Annotated in this window: 21 protein-coding genes and 3 pseudogenes; 10 read left to right on the forward strand and 14 right to left on the reverse strand. The window is 65.2% G+C overall.

What is annotated here, in order from left to right; all coding sequences use genetic code 11:
- Nucleotides 1–137: 137 nt before the first annotated feature.
- A complete protein-coding gene (locus ADT71_RS21345; RefSeq protein ID WP_054440066.1) occupies nucleotides 138–1,829 on the forward strand; it encodes a flotillin family protein in 1,692 nt (563 codons plus the stop codon).
- A gap of 166 nt (nucleotides 1,830–1,995) precedes the next feature.
- The gene (locus ADT71_RS21350; protein WP_054440068.1) at nucleotides 1,996–2,364 is read left to right on the forward strand and encodes an EthD domain-containing protein; all 369 of its coding nucleotides are present in this window, start codon (nucleotides 1,996–1,998) and stop codon (nucleotides 2,362–2,364) included.
- Nucleotides 2,365–2,394: 30 nt separating this feature from the next.
- Here the strand turns inward: ADT71_RS21350 and ADT71_RS21355 are convergent, their stop codons facing one another.
- Nucleotides 2,395–3,186 carry an SDR family NAD(P)-dependent oxidoreductase gene (locus ADT71_RS21355; RefSeq protein ID WP_054440070.1) on the reverse strand — a complete coding sequence of 264 codons (792 nt, stop codon included), beginning with the start codon at nucleotides 3,184–3,186 and terminating at the stop codon, nucleotides 2,395–2,397.
- 201 nt (nucleotides 3,187–3,387) lie between these two features.
- Here ADT71_RS21355 and ADT71_RS21360 point away from each other — a divergent pair, with 201 nt between their 5' ends.
- From ADT71_RS21360 to ADT71_RS21385, 6 genes are all read left to right on the forward strand, one after another.
- On the forward strand, nucleotides 3,388–3,888 hold the full coding sequence (locus tag ADT71_RS21360; protein ID WP_054440072.1) for a CoxG family protein: 501 nt from the start codon (nucleotides 3,388–3,390) through the stop codon (nucleotides 3,886–3,888).
- Entirely contained in the window at nucleotides 3,842–4,129 is a 288-nt protein-coding gene (locus tag ADT71_RS34225; RefSeq protein WP_054440074.1) for a hypothetical protein, read from the forward strand. Before ADT71_RS21360 ends, ADT71_RS34225 begins: the two co-directional genes overlap by 47 nt.
- A complete protein-coding gene (locus ADT71_RS21370; protein ID WP_054440076.1) occupies nucleotides 4,126–4,995 on the forward strand; it encodes a xanthine dehydrogenase family protein subunit M in 870 nt (289 codons plus the stop codon). Before ADT71_RS34225 ends, ADT71_RS21370 begins: the two co-directional genes overlap by 4 nt.
- Nucleotides 4,992–5,495: a (2Fe-2S)-binding protein gene (locus tag ADT71_RS21375; RefSeq protein ID WP_054440078.1), complete on the forward strand. Its 504-nt coding sequence runs from the start codon at nucleotides 4,992–4,994 to the stop codon at nucleotides 5,493–5,495. Before ADT71_RS21370 ends, ADT71_RS21375 begins: the two co-directional genes overlap by 4 nt.
- Nucleotides 5,492–8,242 (forward strand): xanthine dehydrogenase family protein molybdopterin-binding subunit, encoded by a 2,751-nt coding sequence (locus tag ADT71_RS21380; RefSeq protein ID WP_054440080.1) that lies wholly within the window; start codon nucleotides 5,492–5,494, stop codon nucleotides 8,240–8,242. Before ADT71_RS21375 ends, ADT71_RS21380 begins: the two co-directional genes overlap by 4 nt.
- A 171-nt stretch (nucleotides 8,243–8,413) precedes the next feature.
- The gene (locus ADT71_RS21385) at nucleotides 8,414–8,905 is read left to right on the forward strand and encodes a hypothetical protein (RefSeq protein WP_156336731.1); all 492 of its coding nucleotides are present in this window, start codon (nucleotides 8,414–8,416) and stop codon (nucleotides 8,903–8,905) included.
- A 146-nt stretch (nucleotides 8,906–9,051) separates the two neighbouring features.
- On the opposite strand, the gene ADT71_RS31605 is transcribed toward ADT71_RS21385, so the two are convergent.
- Nucleotides 9,052–9,336: a hypothetical protein gene (locus ADT71_RS31605; protein ID WP_132469487.1), complete on the reverse strand. Its 285-nt coding sequence runs from the start codon at nucleotides 9,334–9,336 to the stop codon at nucleotides 9,052–9,054.
- 217 nt (nucleotides 9,337–9,553) lie between these two features.
- Nucleotides 9,554–10,024, reverse strand: coding sequence for an Lrp/AsnC family transcriptional regulator (locus tag ADT71_RS21390; protein ID WP_054440084.1), 471 nt, complete (start codon nucleotides 10,022–10,024; stop codon nucleotides 9,554–9,556).
- A gap of 98 nt (nucleotides 10,025–10,122) precedes the next feature.
- On the opposite strand from ADT71_RS21390, the pseudogene putA reads away from it, so the two are divergent.
- Nucleotides 10,123–13,715 (forward strand): annotated as a pseudogene (putA, locus tag ADT71_RS21395) (trifunctional transcriptional regulator/proline dehydrogenase/L-glutamate gamma-semialdehyde dehydrogenase).
- A 77-nt stretch (nucleotides 13,716–13,792) separates the two neighbouring features.
- On the opposite strand, the gene ADT71_RS21400 reads toward putA, so the two are convergent.
- The 11 genes and pseudogenes from ADT71_RS21400 to ADT71_RS34240 form a co-directional block, all read right to left on the reverse strand.
- On the reverse strand, nucleotides 13,793–15,007 hold the full coding sequence (locus ADT71_RS21400) for an MFS transporter (RefSeq protein WP_054440085.1): 1,215 nt from the start codon (nucleotides 15,005–15,007) through the stop codon (nucleotides 13,793–13,795).
- Between the two features lie 204 nt (nucleotides 15,008–15,211).
- Nucleotides 15,212–16,011, reverse strand: a pseudogene (locus ADT71_RS21405) (phosphoadenylyl-sulfate reductase).
- Nucleotides 16,012–16,036: 25 nt separating this feature from the next.
- Nucleotides 16,037–16,471 (reverse strand): DUF934 domain-containing protein, encoded by a 435-nt coding sequence (locus ADT71_RS21410; RefSeq protein ID WP_054440087.1) that lies wholly within the window; start codon nucleotides 16,469–16,471, stop codon nucleotides 16,037–16,039.
- A complete protein-coding gene (locus ADT71_RS21415; protein ID WP_054440089.1) occupies nucleotides 16,464–18,098 on the reverse strand; it encodes a nitrite/sulfite reductase in 1,635 nt (544 codons plus the stop codon). The genes ADT71_RS21410 and ADT71_RS21415 overlap by 8 nt, the downstream gene beginning before the upstream one ends.
- The gene (locus tag ADT71_RS21420) at nucleotides 18,098–18,394 is read right to left on the reverse strand and encodes a DUF2849 domain-containing protein (protein ID WP_054440091.1); all 297 of its coding nucleotides are present in this window, start codon (nucleotides 18,392–18,394) and stop codon (nucleotides 18,098–18,100) included. Before ADT71_RS21420 ends, ADT71_RS21415 begins: the two co-directional genes overlap by 1 nt.
- Nucleotides 18,391–19,161, reverse strand: a complete 771-nt coding sequence (cobA, locus tag ADT71_RS21425) for a uroporphyrinogen-III C-methyltransferase (RefSeq protein ID WP_054440094.1) — start codon at nucleotides 19,159–19,161, stop codon at nucleotides 18,391–18,393. Before cobA ends, ADT71_RS21420 begins: the two co-directional genes overlap by 4 nt.
- Nucleotides 19,162–19,252: 91 nt before the next feature.
- A complete protein-coding gene (locus ADT71_RS21430) occupies nucleotides 19,253–19,906 on the reverse strand; it encodes a hypothetical protein (protein ID WP_054440096.1) in 654 nt (217 codons plus the stop codon).
- A 4-nt stretch (nucleotides 19,907–19,910) separates the two neighbouring features.
- Nucleotides 19,911–20,294 carry a heavy metal-binding domain-containing protein gene (locus tag ADT71_RS21435; protein WP_132469484.1) on the reverse strand — a complete coding sequence of 128 codons (384 nt, stop codon included), beginning with the start codon at nucleotides 20,292–20,294 and terminating at the stop codon, nucleotides 19,911–19,913.
- Nucleotides 20,295–20,398: 104 nt separating this feature from the next.
- Nucleotides 20,399–21,247 carry a putative bifunctional diguanylate cyclase/phosphodiesterase gene (locus ADT71_RS34230; RefSeq protein WP_369818318.1) on the reverse strand — a complete coding sequence of 283 codons (849 nt, stop codon included), beginning with the start codon at nucleotides 21,245–21,247 and terminating at the stop codon, nucleotides 20,399–20,401.
- An 89-nt stretch (nucleotides 21,248–21,336) separates the two neighbouring features.
- Nucleotides 21,337–23,046: pseudogene (locus ADT71_RS34235) on the reverse strand (PAS-domain containing protein); the annotation flags it as partial.
- Between the two features lie 317 nt (nucleotides 23,047–23,363).
- Entirely contained in the window at nucleotides 23,364–23,768 is a 405-nt protein-coding gene (locus tag ADT71_RS34240; RefSeq protein WP_231636083.1) for a hypothetical protein, read from the reverse strand.
- Between ADT71_RS34240 and ADT71_RS34245 the strand changes: the two genes are divergently transcribed.
- Nucleotides 23,767–24,093 carry a helix-turn-helix domain-containing protein gene (locus ADT71_RS34245; RefSeq protein WP_231636084.1) on the forward strand — a complete coding sequence of 109 codons (327 nt, stop codon included), beginning with the start codon at nucleotides 23,767–23,769 and terminating at the stop codon, nucleotides 24,091–24,093. The two genes, ADT71_RS34240 and ADT71_RS34245, sit on opposite strands and share 2 nt — an antisense overlap.
- Nucleotides 24,094–24,246: the final 153 nt, after the last annotated feature.

The raw sequence follows: 24,246 nt of genomic DNA on the forward strand, positions 1-24,246 counted from the left end.
CGATTAAAGCACTGAAAATCGAGCAAACCGGTCCGGTTTTTATGGAAGATTTTGCGAATTTCGGATAAGAACTTCCGTGAAATTCAATGCCTGCGCGCCATTTTTCTCGGGCGGGCATCAACGGGAGAATTCTTAACATGCAAGACCTCGTCGGCATCGCGATTCTGGCCGGCATCGCTCTGGTCCTGTTCCTGGCGCTCGGCCTCATGCTGGCGCGGCTCTACAAGCGTGCCTCGAAGGAAATCGGGTTCGTTCGCACGGGCTTCGGCGGTGAAAAGGTCGTGATGAACGGCGGCGCGCTGGTCCTGCCGGTATTCCACGAGACGATGCCGGTGAACATGAACACCGTGCGTCTCGCGGTGGAGCGCAAGAACCAGGATGCGCTCATCACCCTCGATCGACTGCGAATTGACGTGAAGGCGGAATTCTACGTCCGCGTCCGCCCGGATGCGGGCGCCATCGCCATGGCGGCGCAGACACTCGGCGCGCGGACCATGCATCCCGAGGCGCTGAAGGAACTCGTCGAAGGCAAGTTCGTCGATGCGCTGCGCTCGGTGGCGGCAGGCATGACGATGAACCAGCTTCACGAACAGCGCGCGGATTTCGTGCAGAAGGTGCAGCAGGTCTCCTCGTCCGATCTCGCGATGAACGGGCTGGAACTGGAATCGGTCTCCTTGACCGGCCTCGACCAGACCTCGATCGAACACTTCAATGCGAACAACGCTTTCGATGCCGAGGGTCTGACCAAGCTGACCGAGCAGATCGAACTGCGCAAGAAGGCCCGGAACGACATCGAGCAGGACACCCGCGTCCAGATCGAGACGAAGAACCTCGAAGCGGAGCGCGTTTCGCTTTCGATCCAGCGCGACAACGAGTTCGCAAAGCTGGAGCAGGAGCGCGAGATCGAGATGCGCCGCGCGGAACAGGCCGCGGAAGTGGCGCGCGAACAGGCGCTGCGCAGCCGTGAGGCGGAAGAAGCCCGGATCATCGCCAAGCAGCAGGTCGATTCCCAGCAGATCGAATCGGACCGCACCATCCAGCAGGCCAAGATCGCGCAGGCGCAGGCCGTCGAACTGGCGCGGCAGGGCCAGCAGATCGCGATCCAGAACAAGAGCCGCGAGGAAAGCCAGGCCAAGGCTGAGGCCGATGAGGCGCGCGCCAAGGCGGTCGCCGCCGAGGAACAGGTCGTCACCAGCCGTGAAACCGAGGTGGCGGAGCGCGTCAAGCGTATCGAACTGATCGAGGCCAGCAAGGAAGCCGAGCGGCAGGCGATCTCCATCAAGGTAGAGGCCGAGGCGGAGCGCGAGGCGGCTGCCAACCGGGCGGAAGCCTTCCGGCTGGCCGCCGAAGGTGAGGCCGAAGCGGAAAAGCTCCGCGCCGAAGCGTCGCGCGTTCGCTTCGAGGTCGAGGCGGCCGGTCAGCGTGCCGTCAACGAGGCGGCGAACCTCCTTTCGTCCGACCAGATCTCGCTCCAGATGAAGCTGGCGCTGCTCAAGGTACTGCCGGAAATCGTGCGCGAATCCGTGCGGCCGCTGGAGGCTATCGATTCGATCAAGATCGTGCAGGTCGACGGGCTGACCCAGAAGGGCGGCGCGGGAGCTTCCCCGGCTGCGGCAGGTGGTTCGGGCAATCTGGCCAACGACGCGGTCAGCGCGGCGCTGGCCTATCGGGCACAGGCGCCGGTGATCGACGGGCTGATGAAGGAACTGGGGCTCGACGGTGCTTCGCTTGCGAATCTGGTGCAGGGCGCGGTGCAGGCGCCCGCTTCGGTTCCGATCGTAGCCGCCGCAAATGATGCCAGGGGCGCGCCGCTCGGCGAAGCCGAATGAGGTGATCGGGCGGCTGGAATGGTTTGCCTGACAGAATAGAGGGACGCCGGACCGCCTGGCGTCCTTTATCGCCGTGGCGGCACGGCCCGCCCTGCCTTCCGCAGAGAGGCCATGTTAGGCCATCCCGCGAACGCCGGACGAACCGGTGGAACGGGAGATATGCGTCATGGCCGGGCCATTCCACAAGATCCTGCTGTTCATGAAGCGTCGGCCCGATCTGACGGTCGAGCAGTTCCGCGCTTATTACGAGACGCGTCATGCGCCGCTGGCGGAACGCTATTCGCGCGGGGTCAGTCGCTACATCCGGCGTTATGTCGATCCGCAAGTCCATCCCGAAACCGGCGCCTTCCTTGACGGGCCGGACGTCATTACCGAACTCTGGTTCGAGGACGAGGCGATCTATCGCGCCACGCTCGGCTATATCACCACCAGCCTGATGCCGGACGAGATCGTCGCCGACGAGCGCAATCTGTTCGACCGCGCCTCGTTTCGGATCGCGACGGTGGTGGAATGCGAAAGCGCATCGACGGGGTGAAAGCCGCGGGCAATCACCCCGGCGGGGGGATCAGATCCCCAGCCGCCCCATGATTCCGCCATCCACCTTGATGTCGCACCCGCTGACGTAGCTTGCCGCCGGAGAGCAGAGGAATTCCGCGACCGAGGCGATTTCGTCGCCCACGCCGAGGCGGCCGAGCGGGGTCATTCCCATCATCCGCACCATCTGTTCGCTGGCCTTGGCTTCGGCGCGGCTCATTTCGGTATCGATGAAGCCCGGCGCGATCGAGACGATCCGCACGCCGCGTTCACCGTAGGCTGCCGCTTCGCGCCCGACGAGGCCGATCACTGCGCGCTTGGAAAGCGTGTAGCCCATGCCGGGATTGGTTGCGTGCCCGTCCACCCCTTCGCGGCCCTTGCCGGCGACGAGGTCCTGCACAGCCGATACCATGGCGGGGTCGCCCAGCAGATAGGCCGACATCGACGAGATCAGCACCGCGCATCCGCCCGCTTCGAAGCGGGGCAGGAGGGCGGCGACAAGCCTTTCGGTGGCGAAATAGTTCACTTCGAGAATGCGCGGCGCTTCTGCCATGCTGGGCGAGAGCCCGGCGGTGTGAACGAGCGCGAACAGCGGGGCGTCGCCCAATGCGTCCAGTAGCTGCTGCGGGAACTCCGGTGCGGAAATGTCCCCGGCGAGGGTCGAGACTTCGGTGCCGCCCGCGCGGAGTTCCGATGCGAGCGCGGCAAGGCGTTCGGCGTTCACATCGCAGAGCAGCAGGGAATAGCCCTGCGCGGCGAAACGGGTTGCGGCCGGGCGGCCCATGCCTCCGGCGGCGCCAGTGATGATGACGGTTGCGCTCATGACCTCTCCTTTTCGCGCCGTTCCTTCGGCATCGGGCGAAGTGGTAACGGGCGCCGGGAGGTCTAGCCAGCGCCTGAGGCACTCATCGCCCCGGGGAATAAGATACAGTGTCGCTCATACTTCTTGCATTGAACCGCATCCCGTCGTTTCATCCGCGCCGATGGGCCGCGGGCAAGACGGCAGCGATCTGGGAGTGCGCGGATGCAGATGAATGGCGAGCAGAGGGTCGCAGCACCGCGCCGAAAGGTTTGGGAGGCGCTGAACGATCCGGCAGTGCTCGCACAGTGCATTCCCGGCTGCCAAAGCCTTGAACGCGATGGCGAAGACCGTTTCGTCGCGGCGGCCGAAGTGAAGATCGGGCCGATCGGTGCGCGGTTCAAAGGGCAGGTGCAGCTTTCCGATCTCGATGCGCCCAATGGCTACAGGATCACGGGAACGGGTAACGGCGGGATCGCCGGAAGTGCCAAAGGCGGCGCGAACGTCCGGCTGAGCGACACCGGCGATGGCGGTACGCTGGTTGTGTATGAGGTGGAGGCGGAAGTGGGCGGGCGCATGGCGCAGCTTGGCGGTCCGATCATCGACGCCACGGCAAGGAACCTTGCGGGGAAGTTCTTTTCGAAGTTCGGCGATGTGGTCACGGGGGGCGCTCCGGCGCGTGTGTGCGGGGGAGCAGGCAACCGGCGCCGGACAGGCAGAGCCTGAGGCAGCCGCAGCGGCAGCGGCACCTGCCGCCTTCAGGCCCGTCGTTACCGATGCGGCGGCTGGTCGCGGCACGATCTGGGGCTGGATCGCCGCACTGGTGCTGGCACTGCTCGCCGGCTTCACGCTGGGCGCGCGCGGCCTCCATGCGGAGATGCTGGTGGTGCTCATGCTGCTCGTGGTGACTGCGGCAGCGGCTTTCGAGGCCGGGCGACGCGGAAACGTTGGAGGTGCGCGCCGATGAAGCCTGCTCCCTTCGACTATGCCCGGCCATCCAGCGTGGCCGAGGCTTGCCGCATACTTTCCGAGGCCGGCGGCGGCGCAACCGTGATCGCGGGCGGGCAAACGCTGATGCCGCTGCTCAATCTCAGGATGAGCCAGCCCTTCATCCTGGTGGACATCAACCGCATTCCCGAACTCACCGGCGTGTCCCGCGTCACGGGCGGCATCCGCGTCGGGCCGATGACAAGGCAGGCCGATGCCCTGGTCGATGCCACGCTGGCGCGCCATCTGCCGGCGATGGTGACGGCGCTTGGCCATGTCGGGCATTACCAGACGCGGAACCGGGGAACGGTGGGCGGTTCGGTGGCGCTGGGCGAGCCTGCAGCCGAAATGCCGGCCACGGCGGTGGCGCTCGGCGCGACGCTGGAGATCGCCTCGGTGCGCGGCAGCCGCACGGTTGCCGCCACGGACTTCTACATAGGCCCTTACATGACTGTGCTGGAGAGTGACGAACTGCTGACCGGCATCGTCTATCCCGACTGGCCCGAAGGCCACCTCGTGCTGTTTCGCGAAGTGGCGCAGCGACCGGGCGATTTCGCGCTGGTCGGCATGGTAGGCTGCGTGGTTCTGGATGGCGGCGTCGTTTCCCGGGCCGGGCTGGCCTGGTTCGGCATGGGCCCGACCCCGATCCGAATGCGCCGGGCAGAAGCCGCGCTGATCGGCAGGAGCCTTTCCGAGATCGATCCCGGCGCCGTGGCGGAACTGGCCGTGGCCGACGCCGCGCCGTTCGACGATCACCACGCCAGCGCCGAATACCGCCGGACCGTGGGCCGCAGGATCTTCGCACGGACGCTTCGTGAAACACTCGACCTGAGGGATGCGGCATGAGCGAGCCTCAAAGCGGATGGCGGATCGAACTCGCCGTCAACGGCCAGCATCGCAGCGCCACCGTCGAGCCGCGCACGAGCCTTGGCGATTATCTGCGGCTGGAGGCGGGCTGCACCGGTGTCCACCTCGGCTGCGAGCACGGGGTTTGCGGTGCCTGCACGGTGCTGGTGGACGGCAGGGCGGTGCGATCCTGCCTCATGCTGGCGGTCCAGGCCGATGGGGCGGAGGTGACCACGGTGGAGGGCCTTGCCGCGCCTGACGGCACTTTCCACCCGGTCCAGCAGGCGATGCGCGATGCGCACGGGCTCCAGTGCGGCTTCTGCACGCCCGGCGTGCTGATGACCTTTGCCGCGCTGACGGCGGGAGAGGCCGCCGCGGGCGAGCAGGAGATGATCGAGGCGATGTCGGGCCATATCTGCCGCTGCACCGGATATCAGGGCATACGCCGCGCGGCCAAGGCACTGGCCCAATCCGTCTCCGGCGCGGGAGAGGCGGCATGAACGCAGAACCCTCGGGCATTGGCGCTGCGCGCTGGATCGGGAAGCGGGTTCCGCGCAAGGAAGACGCGCGCCTGCTGACGGGGCGCGGCCAGTTCACGGATGATGTGGTGCTGCCCGGCATGCTTCACGTTGCGTTCGTGCGCAGTCCGGTGGCGCGCGGCAGGCTGGTTTCGATCGATGGCGCCGCAGCGCTGCAGATGCCCGGCGTCCACGCGGTGCTGACCGCCGCCGACCTGGCGCTGCGGCCGATCACGATGATGAGCTTCTTCTTCACGCCCTCGGAAGTGCCGGTCGCTCCATTGGCGGATATGCTGGTGCAATACGTGGGCGAGCCGGTGGCGATGGTCATGGCCGAGACCCGCGCCCAGGCGGAAGATGCCGCTTCGCTCGTCGAGGTCGAGATCGAGGAACTCGAACCGGTTGTCACCCTTGCCCAGGCGAAGGCGGCAGCGCCGATCCATCCGGGCACCGAGAGCAATGTCGCGGCGGAGATCGGCGACGAGGAGCTTGACGAGGAACTGGAAGCGGCGCTTTCGGGCGCAGCGCTGCGGGTCAGCCAGAAGGTCGTCCACCAGCGCATCTCGCAGTCGCCGATGGAAAACCGCGCGATCCTGGCGAGCCGGGACGGACCCGAGGAGCTCAACCTCTGGATCACCTGCCAGAGCCCGCACAACATCGCGCGCTGGGTCAGCCTGGCGCTTGGCCTGCCGGATGCCGCGATCCGGGTGATCGCCAAGGACGTGGGCGGCTCCTTCGGGCTCAAGAACACACCGTGGAAGGAGGAATGCGCAGTCATCTGCGCGGCCATGCTGCTAGGGCGTCCGCTCAAGTGGACCGAGGATCGCTACGAGGCGCTCACCGCGTCGAGCCAGTGCCGGGAAGCGGAGATGAGCCTCCAGGCCGGGTTTGACGGCGAGGGGCGGCTGATCGCCAGCCACGGCATCTATGATTGCAACAACGGCGCTTATCCGCAGGGGGCGGACAGCAATATCGCCGTCCATATGTTCGTCTGGGCGGCCTACAGGATGCCCGCCTACGCTTTTGTCTCACGCGGGTGGTACAGCAATACCAACGGGCTGGCGGCTTATCGCGGGCCGTGGGCGATGGAATCGCTCATTCGCGAAACCTTGCTGGACAAGGCGGCGAGGAAGCTCGGCATCGATCCGATCGAACTGCGCCGCCGCAATCTCGTCTATCTTTCCGATCAGCCGACGGTGTCGAGCATGGGCATCCCGCTGGAGGATATCACGCCCGGCGAATGTCTGGAAAAGCTGGTTGCGCATTTCGACGTGGCCGCTTTCCGCCGCGAACAGGCGAAGGCGCGGGGGGAAGGGCGCTATCTCGGCCTCGGCGTTGCCGCCTATATCGAGCCGACCGGCTCGGCGGGCAGCATGGTGACGATGACCGGGGAACTGGCGCAAGTGCGGATCGAGCCGACCGGCAAGGTAACCGCCCTGATGTCCACCCATTCGCAGGGCCACGGCACCGCCACGACCATGGCGCAATGCATCGCCGACCGGCTCGGCGTGGCTTACGACGACGTGACCGTGTTCGAGGGGGACAGTTCGCGTGGTGGCTTCGGCCCCGGCGCGGCGGGTAGCCGGCAGGGGGTGATCGGTGGGGGCGCGGCGATCCGCGCATCGGAACTGCTGGCGGACAAGGTAAAGGTTCTGGCAGCCCACTTGTACAACGCCTCCATCGACACCGTGACCATCGAGGACGGCATGGTCCACATCGCCGGCGCCCCGGAAATGTCGCGATCGCTGGGTGAGATCGCGAACATCGCCTATGGCGAACCGCACCGTCTGCCACCCGGTTTCGAGGCCGGGCTGGAAGCGCAGTTCCGTTACCAGCCCCCGCCGATGACCTTCACCAGCGCGGCGCATGCCTGCGTGGTGGAAGTCGATGCGGAAACCGGCTTCGTGAAGATCCTGCGCTGGATATCGAGCGAGGATTGCGGGACCGTCATCAACCCCGGTGTCGTCGAGGGACAGATATCCGGAGGGCTGGCGCAGGCGATCGGCATGGTCCTGCTGGAAGAGATGCCATACGACGCGCGCGGCAACCCGCAGGCGGCGACGTTCAAGGACTATCTCCTCCCGTCGATCAGCGACGTGCCGGTGTTCGAGTTCGTCCATGCCAATACCCCGTCGCAGACGATCGGCGGGATGCGCGGCGTAGGTGAAGGCGGTGCCATCATCGGCCCGCCGACGCTGGTGAACGCTATCGCCGATGCGCTCAGCCCCTTTGGCGAGATCGAGGACCTGGTGCTTCCGCTCACGCCTGCCCGCATCCTCGACGTGATCGAGCAACGCGATGTTTCAGGCGTGCGCAAAGATGGAGGGCAGTCGGGTATGGCGGCGGGAGAAACCCCGGCGCCAGTGCCGGCGATGGAGCCCGTCATGCAGGCCGAGCCGGCCTCGGTTCCCGAATCCGAGGTGCCGCCCGCCGGGCTCGACGGTGACTGGAACATGGTGCTCAAGACCCCGATGGGGCCTCAAGCGATGGTCGTCACCTTCCGTACCGAGGGCGCAGCCGTTTCGGGACGCTTCACCAGCCCGGAAGGCACGCAGGACTTCGAGGGCGGCACCGTCGATGAAAACCGCGTTCGTTTCGACCTCAAGGTCGAGAAGCCGATGAAGATCACCCTGAAATACGACCTGACCGTGACCGGCAGCACCATTGCAGGCAAGTGCAAGATGGGCATGTTCGGCTCGGCCAAGGTGACGGGCGAGCGGGCAGGCTGAAGCAGGCTCTTTCCGAGCTGGTGGGATTAACAACCGCATTGCGCTCGTTTTCGCTATTCCGGGCGGGGAGCGCCGCGCTCTATAGCCGTCCGTCCGGTGCTCGCCGCTCGGGAAGAAATGCAGCCTGACCGGACAACGCCCTATTGCGGACGTTCGATCACGCGCTACGATATGACGATGGCGGTTTGGCAATTCGTTCTTGACCTCGTTCCAGCATCATCGGCCCGTATCGCTGGAGCCACTGCTGCACGGATGAGGCGCGAGCAACTCGATGAAATTCGTCTGGGTTTCTCAAGCACCGATGCCGATGTGCTGTTTGCCAGGCTTGGCACACTACTACCCGAGAAAAATTCTTGGTCCGCCAGCCTACGAATTTGGGGCGATGAGAAGACCGATGACATTCAGGTCTTCTTCGATGGGCAGGTCATTGAGGACATTCAGTTCCGCCTTAATGTGGCAGACCTCTCATTACATTTAGTCGGTGGTATCTGCGGACTCGCGCGCCATTTCGATTGCATCCTTGCCACGAGGGATGGGGCGATCCTTCTGCCGAACCGGGAAGCTGTCGTCAGAACGATCATGCAATCGCGGGCCATGAAGTTTGTTCGAGAACCGCAACGTTTTTTGGAAGAGGCAATCCGTTTGGACCGAGACGGCGCGTAGCGGCAGCTTACCACCCTTCATCGCCTTTCCGGGGCGCCGATCGCATCGTTTGGCGAGGTAAAGCCGCCCGACCGTTTTCAGGCAGTCCAAATCCGCGGCTTTAGCGGCGATGAGGGGGTGGGTAGCGGACGTCGGGCGTGATTGTCCTAAAGGACGTCACCCTGCCGGTAGGCAATCTTTGCATCGCCCTGAGGTTTTGCTCCGCTTTCCGTGACCGACACACTCGGAATGTGATTAATGCGCGTAACAAGAGCACCGATAAAATCGGCAACCACTAGGTTGTGGGCATCGGTTTCCACGTGGATTCGGAGAGCCTTAGGATCAATGCCATAATTGCGCACGACAACTTCGCTGCCGAAGATGCGTTGCGCAGTCTCACGAATGAATGATGCCAGCTCCGGGGTAAGTTCGCACGGCTTGCGCGGCGGCATCGGCGGGTTCGCAGGTGGCATAAAGACATCTTAGCCCATCACAGCAAGGTCGGCTATGGGGCGCCTGCCGACGGCCGGAATTCTCCTTGATCGGCGATGCGCCACTCCGAAGGCGACAGGCAGCTATCTGTCGATCTGAGCCGGTGAGCCGACATTCCGCAATCGGCCCCCTCATGACGCCAAGGTTATCTTGCGCATGGCCTGCTTTTCCTTGCCGCTAGCTGCTTGCATCCTTCACGGTTTCCATCGCCACATAAGTCGATGTGCTGGAAACGTGGGGCAGGTTCGACAGCTTTTCGCCCAGCACCTCGCGGTAGCGGCGGATGTCGGTGGTGCGGACTTTCAGCAGGTAGTCGAAATGGCTGGCGAGCATGTGGCACTCTTCCACTTCGGGAATGCGGCGGACGGCGGCGTTGAATTCCTTCAGCGCCTGTTCGCGCGTATCCGACAGTTTCACTTCGGTGAAGGCCACGTGGTCGAACCCGAGGGTGGCGGGATCGACGACCGCACGAAAGCCGCGGATCACGCCCGAATCGATCAGCCGCCGCATCCGCACCTGACAGGGCGTCTTTGACAGGCCCACCACCTGGGCGAGTTCGGTCACGCTCATGCGGCCATCTGCGCGCAGGGCGGCAATGATCTTGCGGTCAAGATCATCCAGATTGACCTGTTTCTGGCTATTTACCATTCATTTGGCCTGCATGATGCCGAAATATAAGTTCATATGGTCCGATCTGTGCCTGTGAAAAGGCGGATTGCCAAGCGGTCTTGGGATATTGGCGATTCATGACCCACACGCCCCGCTTCGCCGCATTCGCCCCCGCCGTCAGCGAACCCACCCCGCTGCGCCGTGCCATCACCGAGGCTTTCCGCCGTGACGAGGCCGCCTGCATGGCACCTCTGCTCGACGCGGCGACCTTGCCCGATGCTCAGCGCCGGGACGTGCGCGAGACCGCGAGCGCGCTCGTCACCACGCTGCGCGCCAATCACAAGGGCACAGGCGTCGAAGGGCTGGTTCAGGAATACTCCCTTTCCAGCCAGGAAGGCGTCGCGCTCATGTGCCTCGCCGAAGCGCTGCTGCGCATTCCCGACAATGCGACCCGCGATGCGCTGATCCGCGACAAGATTTCCGATGGCGACTGGAGCGCGCATCTCGGCGGCGGCAAGTCGATGTTCGTCAATGCCGCGACCTGGGGCCTGGTGGTGACCGGGAAGCTGGTGGGATCGGTCGACGACACGGGACTGGGCGCGGCGTTGACGCGCCTAGTCGCCCGGGCGGGCGAGCCGGTGATACGGCGCGGCGTCGATCTTGCGATGCGGCTGATGGGCGAGCAGTTCGTGACCGGCGAAACCATCGGCGAGGCCGTGAAGCGCGCCCGCGAACTGGAGGCCAAGGGCTTCCGCTACAGCTATGACATGCTGGGCGAAGCGGCCACCACCGCCGCCGATGCCGAACGCTACAACACCGATTACGTCAATGCGATCCACGCCATCGGCAAGGCCGGCGCGGGGCGGGGCATCTACGAAGGCCCGGGAATCTCGATCAAGCTCTCGGCCCTCCACCCGCGCTACAGCCGCGCGCAGGCCGGCAGGGTGATGGCCGAATTGCTGCCGCGCGTTAAGGCGCTGGCGGTGCTGGCCAAGGGCTACGACATCGGCCTCAACATCGATGCCGAGGAAGCCGACCGCCTCGAACTCTCGCTCGACCTGCTCGAAGCGCTGGCGCTCGATCCCGAACTCAAGGGCTGGGATGGCCTCGGTTTCGTGGTGCAGGCCTATGGCAAGCGCTGCCCCTTCGTGCTTGACTGGATCATCGATCTCGCCCGCCGCTCGGGCCGCCGCATGATGGTGCGGCTGGTCAAGGGCGCGTACTGGGATGCCGAGATCAAGCGCGCGCAAGTGGACGGGCTTGCCGACTTCCCGGTCTATACCCGCAAGGTCCATACCGACGTGTCGTATGTTGCCTGCGCGAAGAAGCTGTTGGCGGCGCCGGACGCCGTGTTCCCGCAGTTCGCCACGCACAATGCGCAGACGCTGGCGACGATCTACCATCTCGCCGGGCCGGACTTCGTGGTTGGCCGCTATGAGTTTCAGTGCCTCCACGGGATGGGCGAGCCGCTCTATTCGCAGGTCGTCGGCAAGGACAATCTCGACCGTCCCTGCCGTATCTACGCCCCGGTGGGAACGCACGAGACGCTGCTGGCCTATCTCGTGCGCCGCCTGCTGGAGAACGGTGCGAACTCCTCGTTCGTGAACCGCATCGCCGATCCTGCCGTGCCGGTGGCGGACATGGTGGCCGATCCGGTGGACGTGGTTCGCGCCATGCCCGATCCCGGTGCCCGTCACGACCTGATCCCGCTTGCCGCGGATCTCTACCCCGGCCGCCGCAATTCGGACGGGATCGACATGGCCGACGAGACTGCGCTTGCCGCGCTTTCGGAAGACTTGCGCCGGTCCGCCGCGCGCGAATGGTTCGCCATGCCCGCCAATGCACAGGGTGAGGCGCGTGCGGTTCTCAATCCGGCGGATCATGACGACGTGGTGGGCAAGGTGATCGAGGTCGCGCCGGAAGCGGCTGCGGTTGCGGTTGCGCGGGCCGCGATCAGCCGTTGGGGCGGTGTGCCCGTTGCCGAGCGTGCCGCCATGCTGGACGCTGCCGCCGATGCCATGCAGGAGCGGATTGGCCTGCTCATGGGCCTGGTCATCCGCGAGGCCGGAAAGTCCGCCGCCAATGCCATCGCCGAAGTGCGCGAGGCGATCGACTTCCTGCGTTATTACGCGAAGCAGGCGCGCGAGACTTTCGGCGCCGAACAGGCACCGCTGGGCCCGGTGGTCTGCATCAGCCCCTGGAATTTTCCGCTCGCGATCTTTGCGGGGCAAGTGGCCGCCGCGCTCGTGGCGGGCAACCCGGTCCTGGCAAAGCCCGCCGAGGAAACCCCGCTGATCGCTGCCGAGGCCGTTCGCCTGCTGCACGAGGCGGGCGTTCCCAGGGACGCGCTTCAGCTGGTTCCGGGCGATGGCCGGGTAGGGGCGGCTCTGGTCGCGGCACCGCAAGTGGCTGCGGTGATGTTCACCGGTTCCACCGAAGTGGCGCGCCTGATCCAGAAGCAGCTTTCGGGCCGGGTTTCGGCAGACGGGCGCGCGGTTCCGTTTATCGCGGAAACGGGCGGCCAGAACGCGATGATCGTCGATTCCTCCGCGCTTGCTGAGCAGGTCGTGGCCGACGTTATCGCCTCGGCCTTCGATTCCGCCGGGCAGCGCTGTTCGGCGCTGCGCGTCCTGTGCCTTCAGGAGGACGTGGCCGATCGCACGCTGACGATGCTCAAGGGCGCGCTTGCCGAACTGCGCGTGGGCAATACCCAGGAACTCGCGGTGGATATCGGGCCGGTCATCACCGCCGAGGCCAAGGGCGCGATTGACGGCCATGTCGCGCGGATGAAGTCGCGCGGCTGCAAGGTGGAACAGGTGGCGATCCCGGCGGCATGCGATGCCGGCACGTTCGTTGCGCCGACCATCGTGGAGATCGCGAGCATCGCCCAGCTCGAACGCGAAGTGTTCGGCCCCGTGCTCCATGTCGTGCGCTTCAAGCGCGATGAACTGCCCGAACTGATCGCGGCCATCAACGACACCGGCTACGGTCTTACCTTCGGCCTGCACACCCGCCTCGATGCAACGGTGGAGCAGGTCACTTCCGCGATCCGCGCCGGCAACCTCTACGTCAACCGCAACACGATCGGTGCCATCGTCGGCGTCCAGCCGTTCGGCGGGCGCGGGCTTTCGGGCACGGGGCCGAAGGCGGGCGGACCGCTCTATCTCGGCCGCCTCGCCAAACAGGCGCCGCAAGTGCTGGATGCCCCCGCCCGCGCCGCTCCGCTGGTCGAGGCTTTCGCGACCTGGCTGAGCGGGCAGGGCGTGCGGCCTCGGCGGCAGCCGCGCGCGCGCTTGCGAGCGGTTCGGCACTGGGCCTCGAAGTCAGCCTTCCGGGGCCCGTGGGCGAAACCAATCTCTACGCCCTTCACCCGCGCGGCCGCGTCCTGCTGCGCCCGGCAACGCAAGAGGGTCTCTACGCGCAGATGGCGGCGGTGCTGGCCAGCGGCAATACGGCGACGGTTGTGGGCATGGCGCTTCCGGGTGGGCTGCCCGAGGCGGTCGCCGCCCGTTTCGCGCCGGATGCGGCCGAGCATTTCTCCGCCTGTCTCGTGGAAGGCGATGCCGAGGCGGTTCGCGCGGCCTGCGAGGCGGTTGCGGCGATGCCGGGGCCGATCGTTCCGGTCCATACCTCGGCCGGGCCGAACCTCGTCTGGCTGCTGGAGGAGGTGTCTACCTCGATCAACACCACGGCAGCGGGCGGCAATGCCAGCCTGATGATGATCGGCTGAGGCTCAGCCCCGGTCAGGATACGAAAAGGCCCGCGAGTGACGAACTCGCGGGCCTTTTTCTTGCGGCGTAGGGCCGGTCAGCCGCAGGCGGGAACGGGCTGGCCGCCGACTTCGCCCTCGCGCTTGTGCAAGGCCAGCGTGACGAGGAAGATCGCGAGACCGCCCAGCGACAGGCACATGCCGATCCACCCGGTCGAGGTCAGGCCATAGCCCGCCGAGATCGCGAGGCCGCCGAGCCACGGGCCCAGCGCATTCGCCATGTTGAAGGCGCTGTGATGCGCTGCCGCTGCGAGCGCCTGCGCGTCTCCGGCAACGTCCATGAGGCGGGTCTGGAGGATCGTGCCGAGGCCGCCAGCGAAACCGATCATGACGACGACCACGCTGAGCGTCCAGACGTTGCCGGCGGCCATCGGGAACAGGGCGAGCGCGAATGCGCTGAACAGCAGGGCGCCGATGGCAGCCTTGTTCAGCGATCGGTCCGCGGCCCATGCCCAGAACAGGTTGCCCACCGTCATGCCCACGCCGAAGACCGCGAGCACCACCGGCACGAGGTGTTCGGACACCCTGGTCACTTCGATCATGGTCGAGGCGATGTAGGTGTAGACGGCGAAGAGGCCGCCGAAGCCGATGGCCCCGGTCAGCAGGGTCAGCAGGACTTGCGGGCGGCGCAGGGCGCCCAGTTCGCGCATCGGGCTGGCGCCTTCGGCCGCCTTCTGGTGCGGAGCATAGAGCGCGACGAGGGCCATGGTGATGATGGCCAGCACGGAGACGATGGCAAATCCGGTGCGCCAGCCGAACGCCTGTCCCAGCCAGTTCGCCAGCGGCACGCCGATGATCGTCGCCACGGTCAGGCCCGACATGACGAGCGCCACGGACTGCGCGCGCCTGTTCGCGGGCACCATCGAGGCGGCCACCAGCGCGGCGATGCCGAAGTAGGCGCCATGCGGCAGGCCGCTGATGAAGCGGAACAGCAGGAGCAGCGGGTATGTCGGCGCCATCGCGGAAAGCGCGTTGCCCACCGCGAAGAGGGCCATGAGCCCGATCAGCAGCGCCCGGCGCGGCAGCTTGGCCGCCAGTACGGCGATCACCGGCGCCCCGACGACGACGCCCAGCGCGTAAGTGCTGATGGCATGGCCCGCCTCCGGCTCCGTCAGGCCGAGATCGCGCGCGAAATAGGGCACGAGGCTCATGGCCGCGAATTCGGTGGTGCCGATGGCGAAGGCACCCATCGCCAGCGCCAGAATGACGAGCGCGGGGTGGGTGTGGCGGGGAGTATCGAGCTGATCGGTCATGTTGCACTGCAATATTGGGGGCATCTGCGATCTAGTCCAGCGCTTGGCAATGCCAACCCGCCGGGCCGTGCAATATTTGCACGCCTTGTCGCGTTCGTTGCAATGTGTTGCCCTGATCGTCGCCGAAACTCCGGCGTGCGCCTGGCCGTCCCCGTCTTGCCGGAAAGGAGAAAGGCCCGCCTGATTGGGGGCAGGCCTTCCGGTTCAGAGCCCGGGGTCGAACTCCGGTGCGTTCTTGGTGGTGTGTTCCGAGAGGGTGGCGACATGGATGCCGCACTCGGTCTTGTTCCATCCGCGCCAGCGACCCGAACGCGGGTCCTCGCCTTCGGCGACCTTGCTGGTGCAGGGCATGCAGCCGATAGACGGATAACCCTGCACCACCAGCGGGTGCGGAGGCAGATCATGCTCGGCGATATAGGCGGCGATGCGCTCGGGCGACCAGTCGATCAGCGGGTTGATCTTCAGGCGGCCCTGTGTGTCGGTCGTGTCCACCTCGAAACGCGGCAGGGTGGCGCGGGTGGAGGCCTGGAATGCCTTGCGGCCGGTGAAGGAGGCGTCATAGCCCAGCAGCGCCTTCTCCAGCGGCTTGACCTTGCGGATCTCGCAGCAGCCGTCGGGGTCGTAGGACCAGCGCAGGCCGTTCTCGTCCTTCTTCGCCAGTTCCTCGGCGTCGGGCAGCAGGTTGATGAGATTGGTCAGCCCCAGCCGCTCGACGAGGAGGTCGCGATAGGCGAGCGTTTCGGGGAAATGCTTGCCGGTTTCAAGGAACAGCACCGCCACGCCCGGATCGACGCGGCTGACGAGGTGCAGCAGCACCGCCGATTCCGCACCGAAGCTGGACACGATCGCGACATCGCCCGCCATGCCTTCCTTGAGCACCGTTTCGAGCATTTCGGTCGTTTCGGTGCGCGGAAGAGGCGGTTGAGGCGAACGGCATCGGCCTCGTCGAAACGAGGACCGGTGTCGATCAGGTCGCGGATACGTGCAACTTCGGTGTGGGGCATCGATTGTTCCCTTCCGGAAGGACGGTTACGCCGGGTGGCGCTTTGCCCAGATCGCCTGGCGACCGTCGACGACGGTGGCCTGGTAGACGTTTTCCCAGCGATCGAATGCGTTCTGCGCATCTTCCGCGTTGAGTGCCTTGTCGGGCGCGAAAGCGTCAAAACCGCAGCGCTTGAGGTGCGAGAGCATGTCGATCACCAGATCGCCCACGGCCCGCATCTCGCCCTGGTAGCCTGCTTCGCGCAGAAGCCGGGCGGAGGAGTATCCGCGCCCGTCGGTCCACGCCGGGAAGCTCACTTCCACAAGGGACAGCCGGTCGAGATGCGGCAGGAGATCGCGGGCATCGTCGCCCGGCTCGATGCGCACGGCCGTGGCGTTGGTCTGCTCCGAGAAGGCGTCGACCGTGATGGCCGGATCGTTGACCGCCTCGTCGTCACGGAAGCGGAATTGAACGTCAACCATAGATCGCCTCCTTGAACGGGGCCATGCCGATACGGCGATAGGTGTCGAGGAAGCGTTCCTCGCCCTGCTTGTTGGCGAGATAGACCTCGGTGGCCTTCTCGATGGCATCGACCACGCCGTCCTCGGTGAAGCCGGGGCCGGTGATCTGGCCGAGCGAAGTGTCCGCGCCCTCGCTGCCGCCAAGCAGGAGCTGGTAGTTTTCCAGGCCCTTCTTGTCGACGCCGAGGATGCCGATGTGGCCCGCGTGGTGGTGGCCGCAGGCATTGATGCAGCCCGAGATCTTCAGCTTCAGCTCGCCGATCTCGGCCTGGCGTTCGGCGCTGCCGAAACGTTCGGAGATCTTCTGCGCCACCGGGATCGAGCGGGCATTGGCCAGCGCGCAATAGTCGAGGCCGGGGCAGGCGATGATATCGCCCACGGTGTCGAGATTGGCGGTGGACAGGCCTGCTTCGTCCAGCGCCTGCCACAGGGTGTAGAGGTCTGCTTTCCGGACGTGCGGGAAGACGATGTTCTGCGCGTGAGTGACGCGCAGCTCGTCGAAGCTGTAGTCCTTGGCGAGCTGCGCCATCAGGCGGATCTGGTCGGCCGTGGCATCGCCCGGAATGCCGCCCACGGGCTTGAGGCTGACGGTGGCGATCACATAGCCGGCCTGCTTGTGGGCGTGCGTGTTGCGCTCCACCCAGAGGCGGAAGTCGGGATCGGACAGGTCCAGATCGTTCGAAGCGCCGGCTTCGAAGTCGGGTCCGGTGAAGTGCGCCTCGATGCGCTCCAGCTCGGCCAGTGGCGGCTCGATCGGCTGGGTCAGCAGGTGCGCGAATTCTTCCTCGACCTGGCGGACATATTCGTCGCGGCCCAGTTCATGGACGAGGATCTTGATGCGCGCCTTGTACTTGTTGTCGCGGCGGCCGTAGCGGTTGTAGACGCGCAGGCATGCCTCGGAATAGGTGATGAGCTGGTCCAGCGGCACGAATTCGCGGATCAGCGGCGCGATCATCGGGGTGCGGCCCATGCCGCCGCCCGCATAGAACTGTGCGCCGATCTCGCCGGAATCGTTGCGCACCATCTTGATGCCGATGTCGTGCAGGCGCATCGCCGCGCGGTCCGTTTCGGAGGCGATGACGCAGATCTTGAACTTGCGCGGCAGCACCAGGAATTCCGGGTGGAAGCTGGACCACTGGCGCAGCAGTTCGGCGTAAGGGCGCGGATCGATGATCTCGTCGGCGGCCGCTCCCGCGTACTGGTCCGAGGAAATGTTGCGGATGCAATTGCCGCTGGTCTGGATGGCATGCATCTCCACCTTGGCGAGTTCGGCCAGGATGTCGGGCGTGTCTTCCAGCTTGATCCAGTTGTACTGGATGTTCTGGCGGGTGGTGAAGTGGCCGTAGCCGCGATCGTACTTGTCCGCGATATCGCCGAGCAGCTTCATCTGCGCGGAGTTCAGCGTGCCGTAGGGCACGGCGACGCGCAGCATGTAGGCATGAAGCTGGAGGTAGAGGCCGTTCTGCAGGCGCAGCGGCTTGAACTGGTCCTCGGTAAGGTCACCGGCAAGGCGGCGGCGCACCTGGTCACGGAATTCCGCGACGCGCGTATCGACCATCTGCTGGTCGTATTCGTCGTACTTGTACATCAGATCACCCAGTTCACGGCTTCGGGGTCGGACGGCTTGAGCGTCAGGTCTAGGCGCACGGTCGGCCCGAGGGCGCGGATGCGCTCCTTGATATGGGCGGGACGAATGCCTTCCTCGGTCTTCGCACCATCGACGATATAGCCGCCGACGACATTCTGGGCGCCTTCCTCGCGCGCGAGGAGCGCGGCGCCATGTTCGCCCACGTCGGCGGATTCGTTGACGTCGAGCGACCAGCCCACGCCGGTCCACCAGATGACCGCTCCGGTCTTCAGGTCGTTGCCCGTCAGGATCTTCACTTTGTTGCCTCCAGCGCAAGGGCGCGAATGGTGTTGTCGGGTTCTGCGGTGACGTGCCCGATAACGATAAGCGCCGGACTTTGCACCTTCGCATCCGCGATCAGGTCGGCAAGGCCCGCAAGCGGACCGCGCAGCACACGCATCCGCGAACGGGTGGCGTTTTCGATCACCGCGACCGGCACATCGGGCGCGAGCCCGTCGGCCATGAGCTTTTCCGCGATCTGGGCCGAGGTGGCGATTCCCATGAAGATCACCAGCGTACGACCCTTGCCGGCAAGTCCCGACCAGTCCTGATCGGTGAGCCCCTTGCACTGGCCGGCGACGAACGTGACGATCGAGGCATGGTCCCGGTGCGTCAGCGGTATCTGTGCGGCAGCGGAAGCGCCCAGCGCCGAGGAGATTCCCGGCACCACTTCCACCGGCACGCCGGCGGCATGGCAGGCTTCGGCTTCCTCGCCGCCACGGCCGAAAACGAAGGGATCGCCGCCCTTGAGCCGCACGACGTCGTTGCCGGCGAGGGCTTCGCGCACGAGGAGGGCGTTGATCTCCTCCTGCTTCATGGTGTGCCGTGCGCGGCTCTTGGCAACAGAAATCAGCCGGGCAGACGGACGCGCCATGGCGAGGATCGCCGGATCGACGAGGCCGTCATGCACGATGATCGCGGCATTCATCAGCAACCGCGCGGCGCGCAGGGTCAGGAGGTCGGGATCGCCGGGACCGGCGCCAACCAGGAAGACTCGACCGACAGAGGCGGGATTCGCTTGCATGGTGGCGCAGATGATCCCCCTTGCTTCCGATTGCCAGCCAGAATGGCTTTGTGCGGGGCAAGAGGGGCTTTAGACTGCCGCTAGGTGCCGTTCAGGCGGCCGGTTCCGGCCTTTCCGAAAGGGTTTGCGGTGATGCCTCGGTGCCCGGACCGACCGGTGGGGTGGCTGGCAGCGAGGTTTGAACAGGCTCGGCGATCCTGTCCACATAGGCGGTGATCGTCTGGCCGCCCTTGAAGCGGGCGCTGTCGCCCGCAGTGAGCAGGCCGAGCAGCCCGAAACCGACAACGGCTAGCACGACTCCGGCTCCGTTTCCAGCGCCCCGCTCGTTCATGTCTCCGCGCAAGGGCAGTTTCATGCCATCCGCCAGCTCAAGCTCGACGAAACGGGCGGCAAGACGTCCGCCCTTGCCGACCGCGCCGTTTCCTTCGAGGCTGACGATCTCGCCCCAGGCCTTGGTGCCGACCGGAATGACCGGCCTCCCGTCGATGTAGACCGGTTCGTCGACCCTCAGGAGAAATCGGTCTCCCGCCTTGGCCGTGCGGCTGGAAATTTCCCGCATGACCATGAGCCGAACCGGGGTTCCCGGCGGCACCGACTGAGCGCTGGCTCCGCCTGTGACAGCGATCGTCGCGGTTGCAGGCGGAACGGACTCTGCCGATGTGCTCGGCGCCGGCTGGGCAGGAACCGGCTGGGCAGAAACCGGCGCGGCGACGAGCGCCGCTCCGGTCAGCAGTGCCAGAACCACGAAATTACTGGGCCGGCTTGTCGGTGAAGCGGACAGCCACTCCGGTGGCCGTCACGGATCCCCAGCTCATCGCGGTGACGTGAGCGTCGCCGTACTGGGCCTTGATCACGGCATCGGCGCCGAGCTTCTGCGCGCGTTCCCACAGTTCGCGGTAGATCTTGCCCTGATCGGGGGCCTTGCTGAAGATGGTGGCCTTGCGGACCCCGGCCTTCACTTCTCCGACGACCTCGTAAGGTCGGTCGGTCATGTCGTAGGGGAATACGGGAACGCCGAATTCCTCGTTGACCAAAGCGGGAGCCGAAGCAGGCTTGTCTGCCGCGAGTGCCGGAACCGCAGGCAGCAACAGTACGGCTGCGAAAGCAGCCTTGATGGTATTTACGGATTTCATGAATTTCCCCCTCGTGAAATGCGCAATGCGAGACATATGCCGAATATGCGTTCCGTCAATTGGGTAATTGAGAAGGTTTTCCTTTTTCAATCCAGCGATGCTGCCTAGCCGGCTTCGGCCGCTACTGGCTGCCATTTATCCGAAAGGGACATGCTGGGCGCGCGGTCGGGGCGGCCGAGGAAATAGCCCTGCGCTTCCTCGCAGCCTTCACGGATAAGGAGGTCGAACTGGCTCTCGGTCTCCACGCCTTCGGCCAGTACCGGGATGCGCAGCGATTGCCCGAGGGCGAGCACCGCGCGGATGATGGCGCGGGCCTGTTCGTTGTCGTCCGATTCGAGCAGGAACGACTTGTCGATCTTGATCTTGTCGAACGGAAACGAATGGAGCGTGTCGAGCGACGAATAGCCGGTGCCGAAATCGTCCATCGCGATGGCGACGCCGAGTTCCTTCAACTGGCGCAAGTTGTGAAGTGCGCGGGTCTTGTCGGAAATGATGGCGCTTTCAGTGATTTCCAGTTCGAGCCGGTGGGCAGGCAGGCCGGTCTCGATCAGGATGCGGGCGACGATCGGCGCCAGATCCTGTTGGACGAGCTGGATCGGAGATACGTTTACGGCGATCCGGTGTTCGGAATGCCAGCTCACCGCTTCCCGGCAGGCCTCTTCGAGCACCCATTCACCGATCTGGAGGATCGCGCCGGATTCCTCGGCGATGGGAATGAATTCGTCCGGCGAGACGAGCCCGCGCAGCGGGTGGTGCCAGCGGACGAGCGCCTCGTAGCCGGAAGTTTCGCCGCTGCGCAGTTGGCATTGCGGCTGGTAGAGGAGGACGAATTCCTGCTTCTCGACGGCCTGCCGCAGATCGTTGGCAAGCTGGCGGCGGGCACGGGCGGTTTCGTCCATGCCGGGCTCGTAATAGCAGATGCGTTCGCCGATCTGGAGCTTGGCGCGGTACATCGCGAGATCGGCGTTGTTGAGCAGGGTCTCGCGGTTCGCGCGTCATGCGGATAGGCGGCGATGCCGAGGCTGCCGCCGAAGACGAGTTCCTGCCCTTCATGCTCGACGGGAGAAGCGAAGCAAGGCTCGATCCTGCGGAGGAAGTCCGCGAGTTGTTCGTCGGTGTCGAAAAGCTTGGCGAGCCCGAATTCGTCGCCGCCGAGGCGCGCGGCGATCTCGTCCTCGCCGATCACCGACTGGAGCCGCCGGGCCAGTTCCGCGAGCACGACATCACCCCAGGCGTGGCCATAAGTGTCGTTGATTTCCTTGAAACGGTCGAGATCGATGGCGGTCACGCCCAGCCGCTTGCCGTAGCGCGATGCCTGTTCGAGCATCTCGTCGATCCACAAGTTGAAGCGTGTGCGATTGGGCAGGCCGGTGAGGCCGTCGTGCATGGCCATGTGCGCGATGCGCGCTTCCGATTCGTGCTGGCGCGTGATGTCGTCGAACGTCGAGACCCAGCCACCATCGGGCATGGGGCGGTTGGCGATAGAAACGACCTGACCGTCGGGATACTGGGCGAGGATCGGGGGATGCAACGGTGCGGCGAGATTGTCGCGGATCATCCGCCGGACATGCGCGACACGTTCGGTGACGGCCTGCGGCTCGAAGCGGTTCACGCTGCAACGGCCGATCACTTCCTCCAGCAGGAGGCCGGGGGGCAGTGCGCCGTCCGGCAATCCGTACATTTCGAGGAAACGGGGGTTGCACAGGACAAGGCGTTCTTTGGCGTCGAACAGGCAAAGTCCCTGGTGCATGTGGCCCAGGGCGGCGTCGCGCTGGCGGCTGGCCTCGGCAATGCGGTCCTGCGCTTCCTTGAAGCGGGTCATGTCGCGGGTGATCTTCGCAAAGCCGATCGATTCGCCATGCTCGCCAAGCATCGGCTCGATCGTGACATGGGCCCAGAAGCGGCTGCCGTCGCGGCGAACGCGCCAGCCCTCGCCATAGAAGCGACCTTCCGTTCGCGCGGTTTCCAGTGCCAGCCTGTCCAGCTCTGCGGCGCGGTCCTCAGGCGTGTAGAAAGTGGCGACGGGCAGGCCCAGAGCCTCGGATTCGGCATAGCCCTTGAGGCGCTGGGCACCGGCGTTCCAGTTCACGACCCGGCCTTCGCGGTCCAGCATGTAGATCGCGCAGTCGGAAATCCCGCGCACCAGGAATGAGAACTGGCGCTCGCTGGCCGCCACCGCGGCTGCGGTGCGACGGCTGATGGCAAGCGAGATCGCCGAGAGCGCGATGATGAGCAGGGTCACGGTGGTGACTGCGCCGATCATCTCGCGCGGGGAGATAGACTGTTCGGTGATGACGACGCGCGCCGGTGTAAGCGAAAGTGCCGTCATGCCGGTGAAGTGGAGGGCGACGACGGCGCCGGCGAGCAGGGCCGTTGCGCCGAGTAGGCTGCGCAAACGGCCGTCGCGCAGTGCCAGCTTCAGCGCGGGGTAGAGCGGCAGGATGGCAAGGGCAACAGAGGCTGCGACATAGCCGGTGTTCCAGTGCGGCGCTGCCGGAAGCTCCATCGCCAGCATGCCGGTGTAATGCATCGCGGCAATGCCCGAGCCGCAGATCGCGCTGGCGAAGGCCACCGTCCTGCGACCGGGCTTTCCGAGGGTCAGAGCGAAGGCGAGGCCGGTCGTCATGATCGGGATGACCAGTGACACGAGTGTCAGCGCCGGGGAATAGCCGACGATCATGCCGGGGACGTATCCGAGCATGGCCACGAAATGCGTGGCCCAGATGCCGAAGCCCGCGCTGGCGCCCGCCATGGTCCACCAGCGTCGGCGGACCGCTCCTTCGCAGCGCTTTGCCTGGCGTAGGAGAAGCAGCGCCGTCAGCGAAGAAAGCAGACAGATCAAGGCGGCGAGCAGGACCAGTCGCAGGTCATGCCCATCGCGGATGCAAAGATAGATATCGAACACTGCAACCCCGTTTAATTGCCCGGAAAGCTACGGATATCCCGGTTAGAAAGTCCTTAACGCCGGATTCTCGATTTCGTCGCACCTGTGGCCCCGAGGCCTCATATTTCCGTGCTTTTGCGTGCCGAAATTAGCTGTTCTGCTAACGGAATTTTAATCCCCTGCGCTCACGTTGCGATTCTCGTGGAGAATGCGCCATGCCCATAGCGGCACATTTTGAAGAAAATCTCGCCGAAAACGGTCCCAGGGGCGACCAGCAGGGTGTTAAGCCGCGCGCGCAGCGCCGCCGCCTGCTCCTGGAAACGCAGGGTGCGCTGGCATCCGGCGTGGAGATGCCGGTGGTGATCCACAATTTCTCGGAAAGCGGGATGTTGATGGAGAGCCGCATCGATCTGGAGATCGGCGAGACCATCGACATCGAGCTGCCGCAGGCCGGTATCACGCGGCCGCGTCGTATGGGCCAGTGGCAAGCTGTACGGCTGTGCCTTCGAAACTCCGATTTCCCCCTCCGTCCTCAGTGCGGCGCAGCTGCGCAGTGCAGTGCAGGAGGTCGATCTCGGCGCCTCTCCCATGACCAGTGCTCCGGCCGCAATCGGCGGGGAGAGCTTCGGAGAGCGTCTTCACCGGCTTCGCAAGCTGCGCGGTTTCACCCAGGGCGAACTGGCTGCGCGCCTCGGCGTCAGCAAACCTACGGTCTGGGCCTGGGAGCAGGGCCGGGCCCGGCCCATCGAAGAGCGTCTGGACGCCATTGCCGAGGAACTGGGCGTAACCGCGGCAGAGCTTCGTCCCGGACGCACCGTTGCCGGGTTGCCCGAACTCATCGCCCGTTGCCGTGAACAGATCGCCGCCGCCGTGGAGACCAGCCCGGACAAGGTCCGGATCATGATCGAACTCTGAAATCAGCACCGGATTGCTCGAGTTCCCATAGATGGGGACAAGCCTCTTTCCGACTCAATCCTCTGATGGTAAATGCATAAATAACAATACTTTGTATTAAAGTGAGTTAGATAACGGGGCTAATTCTTTTTTTGCGAAGTTATTGCCGGGTCG

This window comes from Novosphingobium sp. ST904 (assembly GCF_001298105.1).
Taxonomy (GTDB): domain Bacteria; phylum Pseudomonadota; class Alphaproteobacteria; order Sphingomonadales; family Sphingomonadaceae; genus Novosphingobium.